The following is a 20,460-nucleotide window of genomic DNA, read 5'->3' as shown; positions in this document are numbered from 1 at the left end:
CCAGCACTGAGAGACGGAAGAGACGATGACGAACCAGAACAACTTCACCCCGCCCAATTCGCCTGACAACCAGGGCCAGCCTGGGCAGTACCAGGGCCAGCAATACCAAGGCCAGAAGTATCAGGGTCAGGCACAGCCGGGCCAGCAATACCAAGGCCAGCAGTACCAGGGCCAGCCGGATCAGCCAAAGAAGAAGAACTGGTTCGCGCGCCACAAGGTCCTCACCGGAATCGGTATCGCGGTAATCGTGATCGGCCTGTTCGCGGCGATCGGCGGTGGCGGTGGCTCCTCCGACGACGAGCCCGCCGCGGATCCGGTTGCCGCTGAGAATCAGGATGCGGGTGCTCCGGCGGAGGAGGCCGCACCGGCCGAAGAAGATGCGGCCGAGGAAGCGGCCCCTGCGGAAGAGGAATCAAACGCCGCAGCGAGCATCGGCGACGCCGTGACCTCGGGCGATCTCGAGTTCACCATTACCGGTGTCGAAAACGGCGGCACCGAGGTCGGAAGCGAGTACCTGAACAAGACGGCGCAGGGCGAGTACTTCTTCGTGCACGTCAGCGTCACGAACACTGGGAACGAGGCGGTTTCGTTCTTCGGGAGCAACCAAAAGCTCGTTGACAGCCAGGGTCGCCAGCACGAAACCGACAGCAGCGCATCCCTCTATATGGAGGACAACGACACGCTCTTCACGGAGATTAACCCGGGCAACACCGTCGACGGCACCCTGGTGTTCGACATCCCGGCGGATGCGGAGCCGGTCGAGGTGATCGTTCAGGACGGCATGTTCGACGACGAGGTCCCGGTCAACATCGCAGGCGGTTCGTCGGAGGGCTAGTGCCAGCGGGCCTACCCCCCTCCCGTGTACCCCCGAGGGTGCCGTTTACTGCTCCGGTGGCAGTGGTAAACGGCATCCTCGGGGTTTTCGCCTCACGCCCAGGGCCTAGAACCGGCAACCGATCTCCCCTTCTCCCTGGCCACTCACTCCCGCGGTTATGCGCGCGCTCAACTCGGCGGCGTACGGTGGAAGCTCTCCACGGGAAGGACCGACCGTGAACACTTCACCGAACCAGACGCAGCCCCAACTCGACTCGCAGGATGATGCAACCTCGCGCATCCACCTCGAATCGCGGTTCGCGAACGAGCTGCCCGAACTCGCCCTGGGCTGGCAGGCAGACACCCCGCCGAACCCGCAGCTGCTCGTGCTCAACGAGGACCTCGCGCGCGAGCTGGGTCTCGACCCCGAGGCACTCCAGACCCCGGCGGGCATCGGTTTCCTCACCGGCACCAATCTGCCTGCGGACGCCTCGCCGGTCGCGCAGGTCTACGCCGGCCACCAGTTCGGTGGCTACTCCCCCAGGCTCGGCGACGGCCGGGCGCTGCTGCTCGGCGAGGTGACGGATGCGACAGGCGCGACCCAAGACATCCACCTCAAGGGCTCGGGACCGACGCCGTTCTCGCGCGGTGGTGACGGCTACGCCGTGGTCGGCCCCATGCTCCGCGAATTCATTGTGAGCGAGGCGATGCATGCGCTCGGCATCCCGAGCACTCGGTCGCTCGCGGTCGTGCAAACGGGGCGCACCGTGATCCGCGAGGACCCTCAGCCCGGCGCGCTCCTCGTCCGCGTCGCGAGCAGCCACCTGCGTGTCGGCAGTTTCCAATACGCGAAGGCGACCGGCGACCTCGACCTACTTCGCCGCCTCGCCGACTTTGCGGTCGCCCGGCACTACCCCGAGGCCGAGAGCGCCGACAATCCCTACCTCGCGCTGTACGAGCGCGTCATCGCCGCCCAGGCCTCGCTGATCGCGCAGTGGATGCTCGTCGGCTTCGTCCACGGTGTCATGAATACCGACAACATGACGATCTCGGGCGAAACGATCGACTACGGCCCTTGCGCGTTCATCGACGACTTCACGCCATCCGCGGTCTTCAGCTCGATCGATCACGGGGGCCGCTACAAGTACGGCAACCAACCGGTCGTGGCCGAATGGAACCTCGCCCGGTTCGGCGAATCGTTGCTGCCGCTCCTCGCCGATTCGCAAGACGATGCCGACGCGATCGCGCAGGATGCGTTGGGCAAGTTCTCCCCGCAATATAGCGAGGTATGGTCGGCAGGGATGCGCGCGAAGCTCGGGCTACCGTCGTCCCTCAGCGCGGAGGTTGCGGCTGCCCTGGTCTCCGACCTCTTCGACATCCTCAAGGTCGAGCGCGTCGATTACACCTCGTTTTTCCGGAATCTTGCGGATGCGGCACGCGGCAACACAGTTCCGGTGCGAGTGCAGTTTTCAGTCTCGGAAAAGTTCGACGAATGGCTGAGTCGGTGGAGGTCTCTTGCCCCGGACGATGCGGCGATGGATCGCGTGAATCCGATCTACATTCCGCGCAACCACATCGTGGAAAAGGCACTCGCTGCGGCGACTGCCGGCGACATGCAACCTGTCGGGGATCTGCTCGAGTTGGTGACGTCGCCGTTCGAAGCGCACCACGGTAAGCAACGCTACACCGAACCCGCGCCGGACGACTTTGGGCCGTACCGGACTTACTGCGGGACCTAGTGTCGCGTGTCGTTAGTTCCTAAATGGTTGATGGGTTGAAAGAATAATGCATGGCGAATTCTCCTGCCCCTGCCCTTGCTCTTTACGATGGTGATTTCGACAGGCTCCTTTCGTGGACGAGATCAACATCAATGCGAGCCGGTCTCGTGCTTCGCGCGCGAATCGTGCTGATGGCCTCGGAAGGTGTCGCGAACGCGCGCATTGCGCAGGCACTCGGCACCACGCCAACCTCGGTGTGGAAATGGCGCAGCCGATATGCGGAGGCGGGGTTGGCAGGGCTCGCTGATGCACCTCGCTCGGGACGACCGAAACAGCTCGATCACGCGGCGATCATCAGCGTGACGTTGAAGCCACCGCCGAAGAAGTACGGTGTGACGCATTGGTCTTCACGGTTGCTTGCCGATCGGCTCGGGATCGGAAACGCAACCGTCGCGCGAGCCTGGCGAGAGTATGGCGTGCAGCCCTGGAAGTCGGAGACGTTCAAGTTCTCCACCGACCCGGAACTGGTCGGCAAAGTCACCGATGTAATCGGGTTGTATCTTGCGCCGCCGGAGAACGCGATCGTGCTCTGCGTCGATGAGAAATCGCAGATCCAGGCATTGGATCGCACCGCCCCGATGCTGCCGATGCGGATCGGCGATGCCGAGAAACAGACCCATGATTACAAGCGACACGGCACGACGACCTTGTTCGCGGCCCTCGAGGTTGCCACCGGCCAGGTCACCTCGGCGGTGAGGCCGAAGCATCGTCGGCAGGAGTTCCTCAGCTTTCTCCGACAGATCGACCGCGCCTATCCCGAGCAGGATCTGCATTTGGTGATCGATAACTACGCGACCCACAAGACCCCGGAAGTGAAGAAATGGTTAGCGGACCACCCGCGGTTTCATATCCACTTCACGCCAACGTCCGGGTCGTGGTTGAACCTGGTCGAAGTGTGGTTCGGGATCATCGACAGGCAAGCGATCCGGCGGGGAATCTTTACCTCGGTAAGAGACCTGAATGCGAAGATCCGACAATTCGTGACGGGGTGGAACGAGCGCAAGCACCCTTTCGTGTGGACCAAAACTCCAGAGCAGGTACTCGCGAAAGCCAACCCTCAAGGAACTTCAGAAACGCGACACTAGTTTCAACTTCCACGAAGCAGTTATTTTGATATCAGGCCGACAAGAGTCCTGGAATCTAATTATCTCCAGTGGCTGGACACGCCCACCTCGGCGATCAACTCGCATTTAGCAGGGACTCGGCGTCGGAATTTCCTGCCAGAATAGGCATTACATGACGGAGTGACGAAAGTTGGTGCCAAATTGCAGCAACAAACAAATGGACAGCCGAACCCCGGGTGGTACGCGGACCCCTCGCAAAAATACGAGCTTCGTTACTGGTCGGGCTTGACCTGGACCGACCATGTAATGAATCAGGGCCACCAGTTTGTGGATCCGCTCCCGGACATACAGCAACAGCAACAGCAACAGCAACAGCAACAGCAACAGCAACACGCTACTTCGAGCCCGTCCTCGGCCCACTCTTCCATGGCGTTCAATGAGGACGAGTCCGGAGACAACCCCATTCCGGGCAAATCAAGGCCACTCGACAATGCACGGATTCCGCGGTTCGGCGCACGCAAGATCGCCGAAAATTTGCAAGCCGAAAATACGGAACTACGCGCTGAAAATTCTCAATTGCGGGCACTGCTCTCAAAGTACGGGCTTGATGATGTTGTCGAGCAACAACGGGCAAAAGAAGAGTCCCTGAATTCACTGAAGACCGCTCGTGACGAGCTTGCAAAAATGCGAGCAGAAGTTCGCAACGCCGAAGCCGAGAAGGCGCAGCTCAAAAACGAAGTCATTGATATGCGTTCCACTGTTAGTCTGCAAGATTTCGGCCTCTTCTCTTATGAGCACCCCGCCGAAGACTCGGTATCGCTCTCCACTGAGTTGGAATCAGTCAGAACACAACTCAAAGCTGCGGTCCGAGACGGCACGGCAGCCATCGCATCGGACTCATTCACGTTCAACAACAGCGCGTCCCAAGGTAAGAAATTTGTTCGAGACATGTCCAAGCTGTTGCTGCGAGCATACAACGCAGAAGCAGAAAACTGCGTGAAGGCCGTAAAGGCGGGCAACCTCGCAACGGCTCAAAAGCGTTTGTCAACGGCTAAAGATCAAATTGAGCGGTTGGGAAAAATGATTGATCTACGAATCGATCACAGCTTTCACCGCCTTCGCTTACAAGAGCTAGAGATCGCGAGTCGTCACCTTCAAGCTGTGAAGCGGGAGAAGGAAGAAGAAAGAGCCAAACGCGAGGAGCTACGCGAGCAACGCAAGGCCGAGCAGGAGCTCCAGCGCGAAAAGGAGCGCCTCGAAAAGGAACGTAGCCACTACGAAAATGCACTCGCTTCGCTCACTGAACGCGGAGATGTGGAAGGCGCCCAGCGCCTCCGCGAAAAGTTGGATGATGTTGAACGCGCTATCAATGATGTCGATTACCGAACTGCAAATATTCGAGCAGGCTACGTCTACGTTATTAGCAACGTTGGCGCGTTCGGCGCGGATGTTGTCAAGATCGGCCTCACTCGACGACTTAACCCGATGGACCGCGTCGTCGAACTTGGCGACGCGTCAGTGCCGTTCCGGTTCGATGTGCACGCACTGTTCTTCGCGGAGGATGCAGTCGGCATCGAAGCAATGCTCCACAATGAATTCGCCGAACAACGAATCAATAAAGTAAATCAACGCAGGGAATTCTTCCGCGCCACGCCGACCGAGGTTCTCAAAGCGTTACGCGAACACAACGTTGAAGTTTTGGAGTTTACCCTCGAACCAGCTGCCGAAGAGTTCCGCACTAGCGCGGAAATCAGCACACAATTGACGAGCTAGACGAAACGCGTGAGCAAGCCCACAGCTTACTCACGCACGCCGTCCGCAGGGTTCGATACGAGTTGGGCGCTATTCACCGAGCGGAACGCCATTCAGCGGGCATCGCTGAGATCGGGCGGGCTCTCGAGCACCTCTACGCCATCGGCGAGCCACGGGCGCATCGTGTCGCTCAGCACCCGCCACTGCGCTTCCGGGGTGCGGTTATGCGAACCTGGCACGACCCATTGCATCTGCAACCCGATGACCACGACGAGCAGGACTTCGGTGAGTCGAGCGACATCAGCTTCCGGTTTCAAGTCACCATCCCGCTGCGCGGCCTCTAGGTGCAGGCGGATGTGGTCCGCCATGACGCGCTCGATCCGCGCCTGGATCGCATACAACTCAGGGTGTCGTCCCATGTTCCCCATGAAGGCAACCGACAGGTCGCCTTCTTCCTGAGTAAATTCAGTCATGGGCAGCATTTCGCTGACGGCGCGAGCCAGCCCATCCAGGCCGGGCTCGGCGTCGTGCACCGATAGCCGCGCCTCGAGCGGCTCGAACGAGGACCGATAGGCCTCGACGATGAGCTCGTCGAAATTCTCGAAGTAGTTCCAGAGACTGCCGGCGGCCATCCCCATCTCGCGTGCGAGACCGCGCGAGGTGGCACCGTGAAGGCCCACACGACCGACGTATTGGTGAAACCCCTCGAGGATTTCAAGCCTTCGCTGTTCGCGGTCCACGGTTCTTGCCATACCCCCATTGTGGTTGACGCGGTCTGATGCTCCACACCGCGGCTCTCAGGAAGTCGTCAACGCGGCCCCTTGACTCCATCCGCAAAAAGGTGTCATGATGAGCAGGCGCTCAAAGTTGAGCAAGCGCTCATCTAAGCGAAGAGATTCATTGCAGAGTCGAAGGAGCTACAGGAGAACAATGACGAACACTCCAATTTCAGCGGTCGTTGTCGGCCTTGGCGTACACGGCGTCGGGATCGCAACTCTGCTGGCCGAAGCCGGCGTCAACGTTGTGGGAGCCTCGGATCCTCGCATCGCAGGCCAAGATCTCGCGGATGTGACCGGGCGCGAGGAACAGCGCGGCGTGGCAATCCAGAAGGAGATTTCCGAACTGCCGTGGAGCGAAAGCATCGACATCGCGGTCCTTACGCCTAAGGTCAGCATCGGCATCCTGACCAACCTCGCGATTGAGCTCCTGCAGCACGACACCAACGTCGTGACCCTTGTCGAGGATGCATTCGACCTCGAGCGTTTCGCCCCCGCCGACTACGAGCGGCTCAATGCAGCAGCCCTCGCGGCAGGCCGCTCGTTCGTCGCGACCGGCAGCCAGGATGTACTGTGGGCCGGTCTTGTCACGCAGCTTTCCTCGCAGCAGCGTGACCTCAAGGAGATCAACATCCAGACCCACCTCGGTGTCGATGGTTACCCCGAGGAGTTCGTGACCTGGTGCAGCATCGGCAATACCCCCGACCAGTTCGAGGAAACGGCCGCCGAAGCCGCAACGACCCCTTCGGTCTTCGGCGCAGTCCTCCCCGTAATCGCAACGCGGCTCGGCCTCACGATCACCGACGAAAAGCGCGAGATCACGCCGGTGCTGCTCGACTACGACCTTCCCTCGGAGACCCTCGGCCGCGACATCCCCGCAGGGCAGCCCGCCGGTCGCCGCGACGTCGTGACGGTGGCGACGGATGAGGGCATCACCCTCTCCGCTGAGCTGCAAACCACCGGTGTGATGGGCCACGACGAGTTCACGGCCGTCCTCGAAGGAAGCCCGCGGGCGACCCTTCGACACGAGATCGAGCCCGCACACCTCTCGGTGGATGCCGGTCTCGTCAACCGCATCCCGGATGTCGTCACCGCGCCCGCAGGCGTCATCCGCACCGTGGATCTTCCCCTTCCGACGTACCGTCACGTCGTTTCTCTCCCGACGCTCGAAGGGGCAGCCAAGTGACCGAGTGGCGCGCGATCACCGAACCCCCACTGCCGCATCCGTTCCCGCACTCGCTGAGCAATGACGAATGGGTCATCATCAGCGGCGTTGTTGGAATCTCGCCCGAGGGCGAGCTCCCCGAAGACACCACCCAACAGACGAAGTTCGCGATCGACCACCTGCGCCACGCACTCGAGGCCGCGGGTAGTGGACTCCACGAAATCGTCTACCTCAAGCCCTATGTCTCGCGCCGCGAATACGCCGCGGAGCTGAACGAAGTCGTTCGCGAGGCACTCCCCACCCCGCTTCCCGCGAGCGGTGCCCTCACCGTTGTTGGACTCCTCGATGACCGCATGCGAGTCGAGTTCGAGGCCTGGGCGCACCGCGGAGCACAACTGCGAAAGGCAGAACAATGACCCACGCAACTCTCGATCGGCCCGCCATGACCCCGACTCGAACCACCGATTTCTCCGACCCGATGACCCTGCGCCGCGCGTTCGGCCACTACCCCTCCGGCGTCGCCGCCCTGGCAGCCGAGGTGGATGGCGCGAAGCACGTCGTCATCGCATCCTCGTTCATGGTCGGCATCTCCCTCGACCCGCCCCTCGTACAGTTCGCCATCCAGAACACCTCGCAGACCTGGCCGAAGCTCCGTGAGGCCGAGCGCATCGGCGTCTCGGTGATCGGACAGGACCAGGGCCCGCTCAGCCGTCAGCTCGCGGGCCGCGATCGGGATGCGCGCTTCGAGGGCGTTGGCCACAACCAGGTAGAAGGCGGCGCGGTGCTCCTGCACGACGCCCCGATCACCTTCGAATGCTCGGTCTATGCCGAATACCCCGCCGGCGACCACGAGGTCATCCTCCTCAAGGTCGAGGCACTCACGTGCGACGACGAGTCCGAACCGATCGTGTTCCACGGCTCGCGGTTCCGTGACCTCATCGACCGATTCACCAACTAGCCAACCGCTCGGGCCACGCCCAATAAGTAAGGAACGCGCAATGACGCTCACCGAAGAAACCAACCAGGCACGCACCTGGAAGTACTACACCGAACCCACGATCGTTGACGTCGACGGCGTCGCGACCGCGTACCGCCGCGGCGGTACCGGCGAGCCCCTCGTCTACCTCCACGGTGGCGGCGGCACCCGCGAGTGGGCGCCCATCCACCAGCAGCTCGCCGAGCAGTTCGACGTGATCGCGCCCGAGCACCCCGGGTTCGGCGACACACCGCGTCCCCACGGCGTAGACAGCTGGGAAGACTTCGTGCTCCACTACGACGCTTTCTTCCGTGCCCTCGGCCTCGAGAAGTTCCACCTTGTCGGCACCTCGATGGGCGCCTGGCTCGCGGCGAACCTCGCGATCACCTTCCCCGAGCGCTACAACTCGCTGACCCTGATCACCCCGCTCGGCACTCGCATCCAGGACGAGCCGTTCATCGACATCTTCCGCGGGACCGCCGAGGATGAGGCGAAGGCCTTCTTCAACGGGCGCCAGGACCGCTACGCGGAGGACCTCGTGCAGGAGGGCGAGTTGGAGGACTTCATCTTCGACTACGGCCAGAAGGCCACCGCGGCACTCCTCATGTTCAACCCCCGCTACGACTTCAAGCTCGATCGCAAGCTCAAGCGCGTGCAGATTCCCGCCCTCGTCATTGGCGTCGACGACGACCGCGTTGTCGGCAACCAGCAGGCCGGGCGCTTTGCCGAGCTCCTGCCGAACGCAATCCTCAAGACCATCAGCGGCACGGAGGGCGAGCCCTCCGGCCACGGCGTCACCGTCGAACAGCCTGCGGACGTAACCCAGGCCATCCGTGACTTCACCGCATCGCTCTAGACCCAGAAGGACCAAAGAAATGAACCTCCAGAACGTCGAATTCTTCGGCCTCGTCGAGAGCGCCTACCCGAACGTCCCCTTCGCGGGCGAGCGGGAGCAGAAGAACCTCTATGTCGACCTGTCCAACGAGAACTACGACCCGATTCAGGGCCAGCGCAACATCGACACCCAGATCGAGCTCCTCGCGAGCCTCGAGAAGTACGGCCTCGATGGCGCCATGTTCACCGAGCAGCACAACGGCCCGATCGGCAGCCTCCCCGGCTCACTCGCGGGTGCCGCATACCTGGCCGCGAAGACCGAGAAGATCAAGATTGTCATCGGCGGCCCGCTGCTGAACGCGTACCAGTCGCCGATCCGCCTCGCGGAAGAGATCGCGCTCGTCGACACCCTATCCCGCGGTCGCCTCACGATCGGCCTGCCCATGGGCCTCGGGCAGCAGTACCACTCGCTGTCGATGAACCCCGCAACCGCGCGTGCGCGCCACGCCGAGGGCGTCGATCTGCTCGTCGCTGCGCTCACTGAGAAGGGCCCGTTCGCGTGGCGTGGCGAGCACTTCAACCACAACTACGTCAACATCTGGCCGCGCCCCGCGCACGACGTTGAGTTCATCCTCCCGAGTGGCGGCTCGCTCGAGACCCTCGAGGTTGCCGCGAAGCGCCGCTTCACCTACCAGACGGTGCTCAGCGAGCGCTCGCAGCAGGTGAAGACGCTGAACAAGTTCCGTGACCTCTGCCGCGCCGAGGGCTACGAGCCCGACCCCCGCCAGTCCGCCATGGTGATCGAGATCCACGTCGCCGAGACCGACGAGATCGCCCGCCGAGAGTCCGAGGCCGCCTACCTCTGGAACTACCAGAACTACTTTGAGGCGCCGGTCACCGACTCCTTCCCCCCGGGCTACACGTCGGCACGCTCGATGCGCGGCATCCTCGGCCAGGGCTGGGGCATCGACACCAAGAAGATGACCTACGAGGACCTCATCGAGAACAACTGGGTCATTGCGGGCTCGCCCGAGACGGTTCGCGCCAAGCTCGAAGAGGCGATCACCGAGACCGGCGTTGGCCGCGTCATCCTCAACTTCTCCCTCGGTGTGAAGCCGAAGTGGATGGTCGAGAAGTCGCTCGGATTCTTCTCGGAGCAGGTGCTGCCGCACTTCCGCAAGGACGGCCTCACCCTCGCGGAGCGCGAGCCGAACAACGCCGGCTTCCACACCAACCTCGAGTACGAGCACAAGCGCCGCAAGGACGTCCCGAACCCGGCGATTGTGCGGGACGGCTACCTCGTCGACGTCACCAAGACGTGGGTCGATGGGCAGGATGCGCGCATCCGTCCGTGGACCGAGGACGCCGAGCTCGAATCGGCAAACGTCTAGCGATCAATAATCACCAGGTGGGGCTCGCTGCAGCGAGCCCCACCATGAGGTCAATGGAGACCAAATGACCACAACCATCCAGCCGCATCCCGACTACTACCGCGTGGTAACCGTCGGGATCGGCGCGCAGGGCGCGCGCATCGCCGAGCTGCTCCATCACGTCGGCCACGAAATTCTCGGGGCCGTCGACATCGGCGACAAAGTCGGCAAGCCGCTGGCCGAGTTCATCGAAGGCGAGGACGTGCCAGACGTGGCCGTGACGGAGGACCTGTTCACGCTGCTCGACGGGCTTGAGACCAAGCCCGAGATCGTCGTGCTCACGCCCGCGCTCTCGCTCGAACGCATCCTGGACATGGCTGGACAGGTGCTCGATCGCGGCATCAACGTCATCACGCTGCAGCAGGATGTGCTGAGTCGCGACGACTCCTGGGCCACGGGGATGCACGAGCGCGCCGTTCGCGGCGGCGCGAGCTTCATGGCCTCGGGCGTCCAGGACACGTGGTGGGTGCAGCTGCCCGCGCTCGTGTCCGCATCCAGCCTCGACATCACCACCGTGCGCCTCACGAGCGAGATCTCGCTGCAGGCGCTTTCGGCCGGTGTCGGGGAAGAAATCGGTGTGCCGCTGAGTGCTGAGGAATTCGCCGCGCACACCGAGGCCACGAAGGATGTGCCGTCCGTACTCGGTGCGCCGATGGTCGAGGCCGCTCGTCGCATGGGCGCGGTAGCCGGTCCGGTCTCGAAGGAGACGGTGCCGATCTTTGCCGATGCCACTTATGAATGGGGCCTCGCGGGCACCACGATCCAGCCCGGGCAGACCTGTGGGTTCGTCGAGACGCTCAGTTTCGAGACGGACCGCGGCATTCGCTTCGAGGGCATCGTCACGGTGCAGCCAATCGAGCAGGACGAGTCCAAAGACAGCCTCGACGTCATCGGGATGCCCACGCACCACCTCGAGTACCGCCCGTTCCCCAGCTACGAGATCACGAACGTCGCGCTGATCTCGCGCATCCCTGACGTCGTAAACGCCGAGCCAGGGATGCTCTTTTCGGCCGAGATGCCGGTCGCCAGCCACCAATTCACGCGGCGCTAGTCGTCCCCCTCATGAAAACCGCTTCTCACAACGACGCGAGAAGCGATTCGAAACACTCCCTTTTAGACAATCGAGGAGGGCATGGTTCACATGTCTGATCAACCCACCCAAGTCAGTAACGGCACTCAGCCCAGCACATCCACGGTCTCGATCGACCAGACCCGCGTGGCGAAGCGAACGCTCGGCACGTGGCAGATCATCGTGCTGATCATCGGCGCGATGACCCCACTCGCCGTGATCGTCGGTACCGCACCCCTCGGGTTCGCGTTCGGTGGTCCGTCCACCGTCCTCGCGTTCTTGATCGCCGGCATCGTGATCGGCATCTTCTGCATCGGCTACGTGCAGATGGTGCGGCGCATCGACCGCCCCGGCGCGTTCTACAACTACATCGCCCGCGGGCTCGGCCGGCCCGCCGGTGTCGGCGGCGCAATGGTCGGCACCATCGGCTACCTCTTCGGCTTCCTTGGCGCGGCCGCGATTCAGGGCTTCACGTTGCAGGAATCCATCATCGCGCTCACGGGCGTGGAGGTTCCGTGGGTGCTCCTGCATGTCATCCCGCTGCTGCTCGTCGGCTTCCTGATCTACCGCCGAATCGACATCAGTGCGATGCTCATTTCCATCATCGTGGCGTTCGAGGTGGTGCTGCTGCTCGCGCTTTCGTTCGCGATCATTGCCCGCGACGGCATCGCCAATGCGCTCCCCCTCGAGGTCATCAGCCCCGACGTGTTCTCGATCGGGTCGTGGACCGTCGCCTTTATCTTCGCTTTCCTCTGCTTCCAGGGCTACGAGGCCGGCGCGCTCTACGCCCCCGAGGCGAAGAACCCCGGCAAGACCGTTCCCCGCGCGCTGTACGGTGCGCTCGCGATCATCGTCGTCGTGCTGGTTCTGACGACCTGGACCCTCACGTCGGTGAGTGGCATTGAGACGCAGATGGATGTCGTGCTCGAGCAGGGACTCAGCGGCTTCATCTTCGCGACCGTCGGGGAGTACCTCGGCACCTTCGGACTCGTCCTCTTCAGCATCGGTTCACTGCTGGCGCAGCTGGCCGTGATGATCACGATCGGTAACTTCATGTCACGCTACCTGAACGGCCTCGCGCGCGACTCGATCCTGCCGAGCTACCTCGGCCGCCTCAACAAGCACGGCGCCCCATACGCCGCGCAGTTCACCCTGATCGGTATCGGAATCTTCGTGCCGCTGCTGGTGTGGGCGTTCGGCGGAGACCCGTACACGCAGGTCTCGACGATTGCCTTCGGCGTCGGCGCGATCGCGGCGACCCTGCTCCAAGCACTCGCGTCGATCTCGGTCGTCGGCTACTTCCTCAAGCAGCCCGCGGCACAGCGCTCGCTGTGGAAGCAGATCATCATCCCTTCGATCGCATCCGTGCTGCTCATTGCCGCGCTCGCAATCGAACTCGCCGGATTCTCCTGGATCACGGGCGTCGAGGCCGGCTGGACGGTGCTGCTGCCGATCCTCGTCTTCGCGATGCTCGTGTTCGGTATCGGCTTCGGCTACTGGCTGCGCAAGAACCGCCCTGAGGTCTACCAAGACCTCGCGGCTGGCGACTCCGCGGAGGAAGCAGCCGCTATTCGCACCGACCGCCTGATGACGCAGGCCGCGGCACGCGAGCAAAAGAAGCAATAGTCGTACACGGCTGAACTCCCAACCGAACGAGGGGCTCGTTGATCCAATCGGAATCAACCAGCCCCTCGCGCTTCGGTCTACGGCTGCGGACGCAACCCCTTCAGTAGGTCGCCGAGACGCTCGAGCGCGGCGAGAATCTCGGCCGTAGTCGCGACCGAGACCTGCTGCAGCACGAGCCCATCAATTGACGCGAACACTGCGCGTGCGAGGGCGAGATCGTCAGGGAAGCCCTGCGCCTTGAGCGAGACCTGCGTGCGCTCGAGGTAGGTCGCGTAAAGCTTGCTCGCGCTCTCCTGCAGATCCGGGTAGCGGCTCGGTGCCAGAACCATTTCATAGAGGAAAATCTGCTTCAGCGGTGACGAATCGACTTCCTCAACGAGCTTTTTCCTGGCCTTTTCGTCCAGTGCCAGGTCGATCGAAACGTCAACGATGCGCAATTGCTGCTCGATGACCCACTCCGCGGCTTCCTTAAGCAACGACTCTCTCGACCCAAAATAGTGAGTAATGAGGGTGTTGTGCACGCCCGCTTCCTCCGCGATGCGTCGCACGGTCGCGCCTTCGATCCCGAACTTCCCGACCGTTCCAACCGCGGCCTGAATCAGCGCATCTCGCCCGGTCCCGCGCGCGACGCGCTTTTTCGTTGGTTGGCTCATAGTGCTCCAGCGTAGTGCGGGACCGGCCGAAGGCCTGCCTCTTGACAGTCAAACTCTGCAATCGCAGAATACTAGTAACTCTGCAATTGCAGAATTACTGGAGTGCGGTCGCATCCCCATGTGGTTCGACCTCCGTCTGGAACTCGGGAAGTCAATGGAGACGACGTTGAATCAACAGCTCACACCAACCGCCGAATCAATTGAGGCACCAATGCCACGGCTCGAAGGTGGCAAGCTCGGCACCTTTTCCATTACCTTTTTCGTCATCGCTGCGGCAGCGCCCGTTGCCGCTTTCGTTGGAGCGAGCCCGGTCCTCTTTAGCGCAGTCGGCCCTGCTACCCCACTGATTTACGTGATCGCCGGCCTCCTGGTCGCTCTATTCGCAGTCGGCTACCTGCGCATGGGACGCACCATCGCAAATGCCGGTGGCTTCGTGGTCTACATTGCGCGCGGCCTCGGCAACCGCTGGGCCGCCGGTGCCGCTGGCATCGTGATCGTGACGTACCTCAGCCTGCAGGTTGGCCTCTGGGCACAGTTCGGCGTCTTTGCACAGCAACTCGTGACCCGAGTCACGAGCCTCGAGATCCCGCCGCTCGTCTGGATCGTGCTATTCCTCGTAGTCACCACTGCGCTCACCTTGCGGGGCGTCGACGCGAGCCTTCGAGTGCTCGGAACGATCATCGTTCTCGAGATCCTCGTAGTCGCAGCTCTCGTCGTTGCCGTCGTTGCAGAGCGCGGATTCGGCGTATTTCAGTTCACCGGGTTCAACGCCGAGTCGCTGTTCGTCCCGGGATTCGGAGTGGCACTCCTCTTCGCGTTCTCGTGCTTCACCACGTTTGAGGCCACCGTGGTCTTTGCTGAGGAGGCAAAGGACCCGAAGCGAACGATTCCTCGCGCGCTCTACCTCGTCATCGCGTTCGTCGCGATCTTCTACTTCATCGGAACGTGGGCAGTCTCCGGCTACATCGGGCCGGATCGCGTACAGGGTGTCGCCGAAACCGAGTTCGCAACGATGATCTTTGATGTCGCCTCGCAGAGCGCGGGCACCTGGCTCACCCTGAGCATAGAAGTACTCGTCGTCACGAGCTTCCTCGCGATGCTCCTGGGCGTGTCTAATATGTTCGCTCGTTATCTGTTTGCCCTCGGACGCGCCCGGGTCCTCCCCCGATCGCTCGCCAAGCTGTCTGACCGAAAAGTTCCTACCCGCGCCGTTCTCGTGAACAGCGTCGTTGTGCTCATTATTGTCGCGGTGTTCTTGCTCGCCGGAGCCGACCCCATGGGCGTCGTCTACTCGTGGTTCCTATCGCTGGGTACGGCTGGCTTCATTAGTATCCTCTTCATCGCGTCAATCGCAATCGCCGCTTACTTCCTGCGCAGCGGTGACTGGCGCACGCACGCGTTCAGCACCGTGATCGCACCGATCGCATCCGTAATCGTGTTTGCAGTCATCGGCTTGATCACCCTCGCCAACTATGACGCGCTCCTCGGCGGTGGTGGCGACATCGCGAAGTGGTTACTGCTCGCGCTCCCTCTCGCTTTCATCGTGACGCTGATCGTCAGCCTCCGCCGCAAGGAAATCGACTTCAGCGATGTCAAGCTCTGACTCCACGCAAGCATCCGAACCTCTACCAAGAAAGAAACTGACATGACAACCAACAACTGGAACGTAACGATCGTCGGCGCCGGCTTCGCCGGGCTTGTCGCGGCGCGTGAGCTCGAGGCGCTCGGCCACGAGGTGCGCATCCTCGAGGCACGCGACCGCATCGGCGGCCGCACCTGGACGGAGGAGCGGCTCGGGCATCCGCTCGAGATCGGCGGCACCTGGGTGCACTGGATGATGCCGTATATCTGGACCGAGATCATCCGCTACGGACAGCGACTCATCGAAAGCCCGGTGCCAGACCTGGCCCTCTGGCTGAAGGACGGCGAGGTCCAGTCGTCCACGAGCGAGGCCTTCGACGAGCGGCTCGGCGAGCTTCAGGATCGCATGTTCGAAGGCTCGCGAGAGTTCTTCCCGTACCCCCACGAGCCGCGCCACATCTTCACCGCGGAGGGCTACTCGGATGAGCTCCGCGAGCGGATGCGGGCGGCTGACGACACGAGCATCGTCGAGGCAGTCCGTGCGGCCGGCTTCACCGACGAAGAGGCCGACCTCGTTCAGGCCTCGTGGGCCGCGGCCTACAACGGCTATCTCGACGGCGCATCCACCCTCATGGCCAAGCACTGGGCTGGGCTCTGCGACCACCGACTCTCGCTGATCGACGAACAGACGATCAAGTTCAAGATCGAGGGCGGGATGCGCGCCGTCTATGAGGGCATCGCGGGCGACATCAAGACTCCGGTGGAGCTGGGCACCGTCGTAACGCGGATCGCGCACGACGATGCCGGCGTCACCATCACCACGCAGGGTGGCGCGGAGCACCGCAGCGACGCGGTCATCGTCACCGCCCCGATCGGCGCGCTCAAGGACATCGAGTTCGAGCCCGCGCTGTCCGAGTCACCCTCGCGGACTATTGCCGAAGGCCTCAACTCCGAGACCGGCACGAAGGTCTGGTTCAAGGTCAAGGGCCACCGCTCGTTCGCGGCCTACGCTCCCCCGACGCACGCGCTCACGCTCGTGCGCAGCGAGTACTTCCTCGACGACGACACGACGATCTTCGTCGGTTTCGGACCCGACCGCACGCGCCTCGACGTGACAGACGTGGCCCAAGTCCAGGATGCGGTGCGCTATTGGATGCCCGACGTCGAAGTTCTCGAGTCAACCGGTCACGACTGGGGCGAGGACCCGTATTCGCAGCAGACCTGGTCGACGCCGCGAGTCGGACAGTTCCTGCGCACGTGGGATGACGAGTTCGGCCGGCGCGACACTCGGTTGCAGTTCGCGGGAGGAGACCTCGCGAAGGGGTGGAACGGGTTCGTGGATGGGGCGATCGAGTCGGGACTGACCGCGGCGCGTGGTGTGCACGCCATCTCACGCCCGGCCGGTGAGTAGCCGCGCAGCGGCGTATCGAAGCGACACGGCCCTTCGATACGCCGGGCTTCGCCCGTCTACTCAGGGACCTAGCGCTAGTCGAGCTTGAACTCGGCGCGGCGACCCTCGGGCACGAGATCAAGGAACTCGTCCCGGTTCTTGTCGATTGTGCGGCGCACGTATGGGCAGTACGGCAGCACGCCCAGCCCGCGAGCGCGCGCATCCCCCAGGGCCTCAGTCACGAGCAGTCGAGCCAGTCCAGGAACCGATTTCGCTTTGTCGACCTCCGTGTGTATCAGCGCGATGTTGCCATCCCGCATGCGGTAGTCGATGAGGCCGAGCTGGTCGCCATCGGCCTCGATGACGTATCGGTTGTTCTCCGCGTCGTCACGGACCGCTGGCTTCACGCCGTTCACGAGTACTTCGGTCATGATTCGTCTCCTTCGTTGCTGATCGACTGTCCTAACGTGTCAAACTTCTGTGGCAAGGCGTCGTGCCCGGACATGATCGAGATCCTGTTGAACGCGCCGATCGAGATCGCTATCCACTCGATCGCGGTGATTTGTTCATCCGTGAGCCCCGCATCCCGCCCCGCAGAGTGCGCCGCACCTGCGGCTGCACCCGGAAGCCGAGTCACGAGTTCCGCGATCTCGAGTGCAGCCCGTTCTACCTCGGTGAAGAGTGACGCCTCGCGCCACGTGGGTAGCAGGTGCAACTTCGCATGCCCGACCCCGGCCTCGAACGCCGCCGGTACGTGCGCCGAGAGGCAGCGCGCGCAGCCGTTGATCTGCGACACCCGAACGTTGACGAGTTCGACGAGGTCGCGGCCAACTCCCGCTTCGGCCGCGGCCTCACCGGCGGCCTGTGCCATTCGCACGGCACCTCGATAGACGGCGCGGTGGCTGCGGGGAAGATCTGGAAGCGAGTCAGTAGTCATGCGGTAGTCCGATCTCTGCAATGAATAAAGCCGGGCGACGAGGCCCTGCGGTCATATCACCACACAACCCCGGAGCCCGGCCCAGTATTCCTCAGCGCTCGCGCTGTAACAGCAGCAGCCCCTCCCCCTCGACGCGGTCGAACGCCACGGTTCGACCCGTCAGCAGCAGGAGCAGTTCCGCAATCGGCCCACGAATTTCGGGAGCACCAACTGTCCCGCCGAGCGGATCGACTGACCAATCGATGTCCGTCGCGACCAGTCGCATGTGCCAGAGCGGCAGGTTTCGGAAGACTCTCGCCAGCCCCTTACCTTGATACGACCACACCCGTTCGGCCGCCGTGGCAGCAGCAAGCGCGTCCATCGGCATCTCGCGGCCGAGCGGAATCGCGATGTCTTGCGGATGCACGAGCGCATCCACCAGCGTCTCCCGAGGAGTCACACCGACGTTATGCTTCCGCGAGCCGATGGTTGCGCGAATCTCGTCAGCGAATGTTTCCTTCGCCACCTGGTTTGCTTTCTTGATAGACATCGCGTTGTTGATCGCGTTCATCCCGCCCGGATGCCGTCGATGTCGAGAAGTGTGGTGTTCATGATTTTCCTCGGATTCGTTCAGACCGGTCAATCGAACACCGGCGGTCTCGTGCGGTCGCGTTTGAGCTCATAGAAGCTGTCGCTGTGGGCAAGAAGCCGCAGCGCTTCGAGTAGTTCGAGCGATTGGTCGCCTCGGGGGATGCTTTGCAGCACTGGCCCGAAGAAGGCGGCACCATCGATGTGGATGGTTGGGGTACCGACAGTTCGGCCGCCTACCGGCCCGGTTCCCTCCTCGTGACTGCGCCGGAGGGCATTGTCGAACGTTGTGTCTTCACCAGCCTCAATGAGGTTCGCAGGAAGGCCCACCTCCGCGAGCGCCGCGACCATCGCATCCCGAAGTTCCCGACTCGAGGCATACCGCCAGTGATCGAAAATAGGGCGACCGAACGCCAGATAAAACTGACGCAATGCTTCACCGCCATGACGCTCGAAGATCGCCATCGCGACGCGCGATGGGGCGGCAGTTCTGGCGACATTCTTCTTGTACTGATCCGATTCTTCGGAATGCTCATTGGCGAAAAGCAGGCTCATTGGGTGAAGCGTGACATCGATATGGGCCTTTCGCTGCACCTCGACGAGCCAGCAGTGCGCGTTCCAGGAATAAGGGCAGACGGGATCAAACCAGTAGTCGATTCGCGTACGCGTGTCGTCCATGACCTCACCCTCTTCCTTGAGGCTCCGCGAGTAATAATGGTACGATCTACGAACTATTTTACTTCGATAATCGAATCAAATCAAGGATCGTCGTGAACGCGTCACCCGCCAATACCAACCCGCACTACCTCGACCCCGAAGACCGAGCACTCCCCACATCCGTCTTGATGTTCATCGCGCAGCGCTACGCCGAGACTCGAATCTTCCAGGTGATGAGGGATGCGGGGGCCGAGTTTACGGTCGCACAGGGCCGACTGCTTGCCAGAATCGCCCCCGGCGGGAGCCGAATCTCGGACCTCGCCGAGCAGGCGCAAATCACGAAGCAAACCGCGACGTCACTCATCGATCGGCTCGAAGAAGCCGGCATCGTCGAGCGAGTTCCCGACCCGACCGACGGCAGGGCCAGGCTCGTCCGCGGAACCACGGAGACTATCGACAAGTATCTGCCGATCGCCCGCCGCGAGGAGGCTCGAATCGAGGCCGAGTGGACCGAACATCTCGGCGAGGAATCGATGGCGCAGTTGCGGGATGCACTGACCCGGCTTCGGGAGATTACCGATCCGTTTGCCGACTAGGTGAAGATGGATGTTGCTTACGCGCAAGCCCTCACGAAAGCAGCAGGCGAACCACGCGCTAGTCCCCTAGGAACCATGTGTCTGCATCGATGAGCCAGTGATTCCGGAGCGTGAGCGCCCGTTCGATGGCCGCCGCAAATCCCGCCACCGTGAGGACTCCGCCAAGCCACCCGGGGATCTCGAGCGGCGAAACGAACACTCCAAACCGTTCGGCGATGAACTCGACGCGAGTGACCTGTTCGAGCGCCCAAGGGACGAGCAGCGCGAGACTCACCAGCATCACGACGATAGCGAGGATGCCGATCAAGCGGCTCCAAAAGGGATGCTCGCGGGCAAACATTGCGCGGGCATGCTCAGCCGTTCCCGGCATCGGCAGCAGCTGAACCTCCTCGTTGTCTCGAATGAAATGCACACGTTTCATCCCAAACGACGTCGCCGCGACGTCGATCTCGCCCCGCTGCACCGGGAATCGCACTGGCAGCTCAGCTCGAAGGTACTGTTGGCCGTCGCGGTAAAGTGCGCCGGTAGGTTCCCAATCGAAGAGGTTGACGTCGACCGCATATGAGCGAACCGCATCCCGGCCGTTGCCATCTTGCTCGACGAGGCGAATGCCAAACTGTGATCGCCACAACGCCTCGAGCCCACGAACTGGCTTGATCGCGCTGCCGTCTCCCCGCTTTATCTTGGCGTTGTTCTCGTCGCGTTTCGTCATGGCACTCCGTCCGACGCATCCAATATGCCATGCTCACGAAGCGGCACCCGAACGGGCTGATCAGGTGTGGGGAACATTGCCAGG

21 protein-coding genes are annotated in these 20,460 nt (G+C 62.5%); 14 read left to right on the top strand and 7 right to left on the bottom strand.

Annotation, left to right across the window (positions count from 1 at the left end; translation table 11 throughout):
* Positions 1-25: 25 nt before the first annotated feature.
* The 4 genes from GMOLON4_RS13760 to GMOLON4_RS13745 all read left to right on the top strand — a co-directional run bounded on the left by GMOLON4_RS13760 (position 26) and on the right by GMOLON4_RS13745 (position 5,428).
* Positions 26-835 carry a DUF4352 domain-containing protein gene (locus tag GMOLON4_RS13760; RefSeq protein ID WP_051267142.1) on the top strand — a complete coding sequence of 270 codons (810 nt, stop codon included), beginning with the start codon at positions 26-28 and terminating at the stop codon, positions 833-835.
* A 214-nt stretch (positions 836-1,049) separates the two neighbouring features.
* Positions 1,050-2,552 carry a protein adenylyltransferase SelO gene (locus GMOLON4_RS13755; RefSeq protein ID WP_035733345.1) on the top strand — a complete coding sequence of 501 codons (1,503 nt, stop codon included), beginning with the start codon at positions 1,050-1,052 and terminating at the stop codon, positions 2,550-2,552.
* A 50-nt stretch (positions 2,553-2,602) separates the two neighbouring features.
* Complete coding sequence (locus GMOLON4_RS13750) at positions 2,603-3,676, top strand: IS630 family transposase (RefSeq protein WP_026937494.1); 1,074 nt, start codon at positions 2,603-2,605, stop codon at positions 3,674-3,676.
* 159 nt (positions 3,677-3,835) lie between these two features.
* The gene (locus GMOLON4_RS13745) at positions 3,836-5,428 is read left to right on the top strand and encodes a DUF4041 domain-containing protein (protein WP_245575512.1); all 1,593 of its coding nucleotides are present in this window, start codon (positions 3,836-3,838) and stop codon (positions 5,426-5,428) included.
* A 92-nt stretch (positions 5,429-5,520) separates the two neighbouring features.
* Here GMOLON4_RS13745 and GMOLON4_RS13740 read toward each other — a convergent pair whose 3' ends face one another.
* A complete protein-coding gene (locus GMOLON4_RS13740; protein ID WP_026937492.1) occupies positions 5,521-6,159 on the bottom strand; it encodes a TetR/AcrR family transcriptional regulator in 639 nt (212 codons plus the stop codon).
* 178 nt (positions 6,160-6,337) lie between these two features.
* Between GMOLON4_RS13740 and GMOLON4_RS13735 the strand changes: the two genes are divergently transcribed.
* The 7 genes from GMOLON4_RS13735 (at position 6,338) to GMOLON4_RS13705 (ending at position 13,283) form a co-directional block, all read left to right on the top strand.
* Positions 6,338-7,369, top strand: coding sequence for a hypothetical protein (locus GMOLON4_RS13735; RefSeq protein WP_026937491.1), 1,032 nt, complete (start codon positions 6,338-6,340; stop codon positions 7,367-7,369).
* Positions 7,366-7,764 carry a RidA family protein gene (locus tag GMOLON4_RS13730; RefSeq protein ID WP_051267140.1) on the top strand — a complete coding sequence of 133 codons (399 nt, stop codon included), beginning with the start codon at positions 7,366-7,368 and terminating at the stop codon, positions 7,762-7,764. Before GMOLON4_RS13735 ends, GMOLON4_RS13730 begins: the two co-directional genes overlap by 4 nt.
* The gene (locus tag GMOLON4_RS13725) at positions 7,761-8,306 is read left to right on the top strand and encodes a flavin reductase family protein (RefSeq protein ID WP_106486647.1); all 546 of its coding nucleotides are present in this window, start codon (positions 7,761-7,763) and stop codon (positions 8,304-8,306) included. The genes GMOLON4_RS13730 and GMOLON4_RS13725 overlap by 4 nt, the downstream gene beginning before the upstream one ends.
* A gap of 40 nt (positions 8,307-8,346) precedes the next feature.
* Positions 8,347-9,180, top strand: a complete 834-nt coding sequence (locus GMOLON4_RS13720) for an alpha/beta fold hydrolase (RefSeq protein ID WP_026937489.1) — start codon at positions 8,347-8,349, stop codon at positions 9,178-9,180.
* Between the two features lie 19 nt (positions 9,181-9,199).
* On the top strand, positions 9,200-10,549 hold the full coding sequence (locus GMOLON4_RS13715) for an LLM class flavin-dependent oxidoreductase (protein WP_026937488.1): 1,350 nt from the start codon (positions 9,200-9,202) through the stop codon (positions 10,547-10,549).
* Between the two features lie 64 nt (positions 10,550-10,613).
* Positions 10,614-11,639 (top strand): hypothetical protein, encoded by a 1,026-nt coding sequence (locus GMOLON4_RS13710; protein WP_026937487.1) that lies wholly within the window; start codon positions 10,614-10,616, stop codon positions 11,637-11,639.
* Positions 11,640-11,729: 90 nt separating this feature from the next.
* A complete protein-coding gene (locus GMOLON4_RS13705; RefSeq protein WP_169516530.1) occupies positions 11,730-13,283 on the top strand; it encodes an APC family permease in 1,554 nt (517 codons plus the stop codon).
* Between the two features lie 77 nt (positions 13,284-13,360).
* Here the strand turns inward: GMOLON4_RS13705 and GMOLON4_RS13700 are convergent, their stop codons facing one another.
* Positions 13,361-13,936 carry a TetR/AcrR family transcriptional regulator gene (locus GMOLON4_RS13700; RefSeq protein WP_026937485.1) on the bottom strand — a complete coding sequence of 192 codons (576 nt, stop codon included), beginning with the start codon at positions 13,934-13,936 and terminating at the stop codon, positions 13,361-13,363.
* A 166-nt stretch (positions 13,937-14,102) separates the two neighbouring features.
* Here GMOLON4_RS13700 and GMOLON4_RS13695 point away from each other — a divergent pair, with 166 nt between their 5' ends.
* Together GMOLON4_RS13695 and GMOLON4_RS13690 are read left to right on the top strand one after the other, a co-directional pair.
* The gene (locus GMOLON4_RS13695) at positions 14,103-15,539 is read left to right on the top strand and encodes an APC family permease (protein ID WP_245575510.1); all 1,437 of its coding nucleotides are present in this window, start codon (positions 14,103-14,105) and stop codon (positions 15,537-15,539) included.
* 42 nt (positions 15,540-15,581) lie between these two features.
* Complete coding sequence (locus GMOLON4_RS13690) at positions 15,582-16,928, top strand: flavin monoamine oxidase family protein (RefSeq protein ID WP_026937483.1); 1,347 nt, start codon at positions 15,582-15,584, stop codon at positions 16,926-16,928.
* Positions 16,929-17,002: 74 nt separating this feature from the next.
* Here GMOLON4_RS13690 and GMOLON4_RS13685 read toward each other — a convergent pair whose 3' ends face one another.
* The 4 genes from GMOLON4_RS13685 to GMOLON4_RS13670 form a co-directional block, all read right to left on the bottom strand.
* Positions 17,003-17,338, bottom strand: coding sequence for a GNAT family N-acetyltransferase (locus GMOLON4_RS13685; RefSeq protein WP_051267138.1), 336 nt, complete (start codon positions 17,336-17,338; stop codon positions 17,003-17,005).
* Positions 17,335-17,844 carry a carboxymuconolactone decarboxylase family protein gene (locus GMOLON4_RS13680; RefSeq protein WP_051267136.1) on the bottom strand — a complete coding sequence of 170 codons (510 nt, stop codon included), beginning with the start codon at positions 17,842-17,844 and terminating at the stop codon, positions 17,335-17,337. Before GMOLON4_RS13680 ends, GMOLON4_RS13685 begins: the two co-directional genes overlap by 4 nt.
* Before the next feature lie 91 nt (positions 17,845-17,935).
* On the bottom strand, positions 17,936-18,373 hold the full coding sequence (locus GMOLON4_RS13675) for a maleylpyruvate isomerase mycothiol-dependent enzyme family protein (RefSeq protein ID WP_146137504.1): 438 nt from the start codon (positions 18,371-18,373) through the stop codon (positions 17,936-17,938).
* Between the two features lie 89 nt (positions 18,374-18,462).
* Entirely contained in the window at positions 18,463-19,089 is a 627-nt protein-coding gene (locus GMOLON4_RS13670) for a mycothiol-dependent nitroreductase Rv2466c family protein (RefSeq protein WP_026937481.1), read from the bottom strand.
* Between the two features lie 92 nt (positions 19,090-19,181).
* Between GMOLON4_RS13670 and GMOLON4_RS13665 the strand changes: the two genes are divergently transcribed.
* The gene (locus GMOLON4_RS13665) at positions 19,182-19,664 is read left to right on the top strand and encodes a MarR family winged helix-turn-helix transcriptional regulator (RefSeq protein WP_245575508.1); all 483 of its coding nucleotides are present in this window, start codon (positions 19,182-19,184) and stop codon (positions 19,662-19,664) included.
* 58 nt (positions 19,665-19,722) lie between these two features.
* Here the strand turns inward: GMOLON4_RS13665 and GMOLON4_RS13660 are convergent, their stop codons facing one another.
* Entirely contained in the window at positions 19,723-20,376 is a 654-nt protein-coding gene (locus GMOLON4_RS13660; RefSeq protein WP_026937479.1) for a hypothetical protein, read from the bottom strand.
* Between the last annotated feature and the right edge of the window lie 84 nt (positions 20,377-20,460).

Origin of the sequence: Gulosibacter molinativorax (assembly GCF_003010915.2) — a bacterium.
Classification (GTDB): Bacteria; Actinomycetota; Actinomycetes; order Actinomycetales; family Microbacteriaceae; genus Gulosibacter; species Gulosibacter molinativorax.
The sequence above is the reverse complement of the archived record's forward strand: the minus strand, read 5'-3'. Positions and strand labels throughout refer to the sequence as shown.

What these genes read in the sequence shown, in the direction of transcription:
- GMOLON4_RS13760 (WP_051267142.1), top strand. Translation starts at nt 26, where the DNA reads ATGACGAACCAGAACAACTTCACCCCGCCCAATTCGCCTGACAACCAG.
- GMOLON4_RS13750 (WP_026937494.1), top strand. Translation starts at nt 2,603, where the DNA reads ATGGCGAATTCTCCTGCCCCTGCCCTTGCTCTTTACGATGGTGATTTC.
- GMOLON4_RS13740 (WP_026937492.1), bottom strand. Translation starts at nt 6,159, where the DNA reads ATGGCAAGAACCGTGGACCGCGAACAGCGAAGGCTTGAAATCCTCGAG.
- GMOLON4_RS13735 (WP_026937491.1), top strand. Translation starts at nt 6,338, where the DNA reads ATGACGAACACTCCAATTTCAGCGGTCGTTGTCGGCCTTGGCGTACAC.
- GMOLON4_RS13725 (WP_106486647.1), top strand. Translation starts at nt 7,761, where the DNA reads ATGACCCACGCAACTCTCGATCGGCCCGCCATGACCCCGACTCGAACC.
- GMOLON4_RS13720 (WP_026937489.1), top strand. Translation starts at nt 8,347, where the DNA reads ATGACGCTCACCGAAGAAACCAACCAGGCACGCACCTGGAAGTACTAC.
- GMOLON4_RS13715 (WP_026937488.1), top strand. Translation starts at nt 9,200, where the DNA reads ATGAACCTCCAGAACGTCGAATTCTTCGGCCTCGTCGAGAGCGCCTAC.
- GMOLON4_RS13710 (WP_026937487.1), top strand. Translation starts at nt 10,614, where the DNA reads ATGACCACAACCATCCAGCCGCATCCCGACTACTACCGCGTGGTAACC.
- GMOLON4_RS13705 (WP_169516530.1), top strand. Translation starts at nt 11,730, where the DNA reads ATGTCTGATCAACCCACCCAAGTCAGTAACGGCACTCAGCCCAGCACA.
- GMOLON4_RS13700 (WP_026937485.1), bottom strand. Translation starts at nt 13,936, where the DNA reads ATGAGCCAACCAACGAAAAAGCGCGTCGCGCGCGGGACCGGGCGAGAT.
- GMOLON4_RS13690 (WP_026937483.1), top strand. Translation starts at nt 15,582, where the DNA reads ATGACAACCAACAACTGGAACGTAACGATCGTCGGCGCCGGCTTCGCC.
- GMOLON4_RS13685 (WP_051267138.1), bottom strand. Translation starts at nt 17,338, where the DNA reads ATGACCGAAGTACTCGTGAACGGCGTGAAGCCAGCGGTCCGTGACGAC.
- GMOLON4_RS13680 (WP_051267136.1), bottom strand. Translation starts at nt 17,844, where the DNA reads ATGACTACTGACTCGCTTCCAGATCTTCCCCGCAGCCACCGCGCCGTC.
- GMOLON4_RS13675 (WP_146137504.1), bottom strand. Translation starts at nt 18,373, where the DNA reads ATGTCTATCAAGAAAGCAAACCAGGTGGCGAAGGAAACATTCGCTGAC.
- GMOLON4_RS13670 (WP_026937481.1), bottom strand. Translation starts at nt 19,089, where the DNA reads ATGGACGACACGCGTACGCGAATCGACTACTGGTTTGATCCCGTCTGC.
- GMOLON4_RS13660 (WP_026937479.1), bottom strand. Translation starts at nt 20,376, where the DNA reads ATGACGAAACGCGACGAGAACAACGCCAAGATAAAGCGGGGAGACGGC.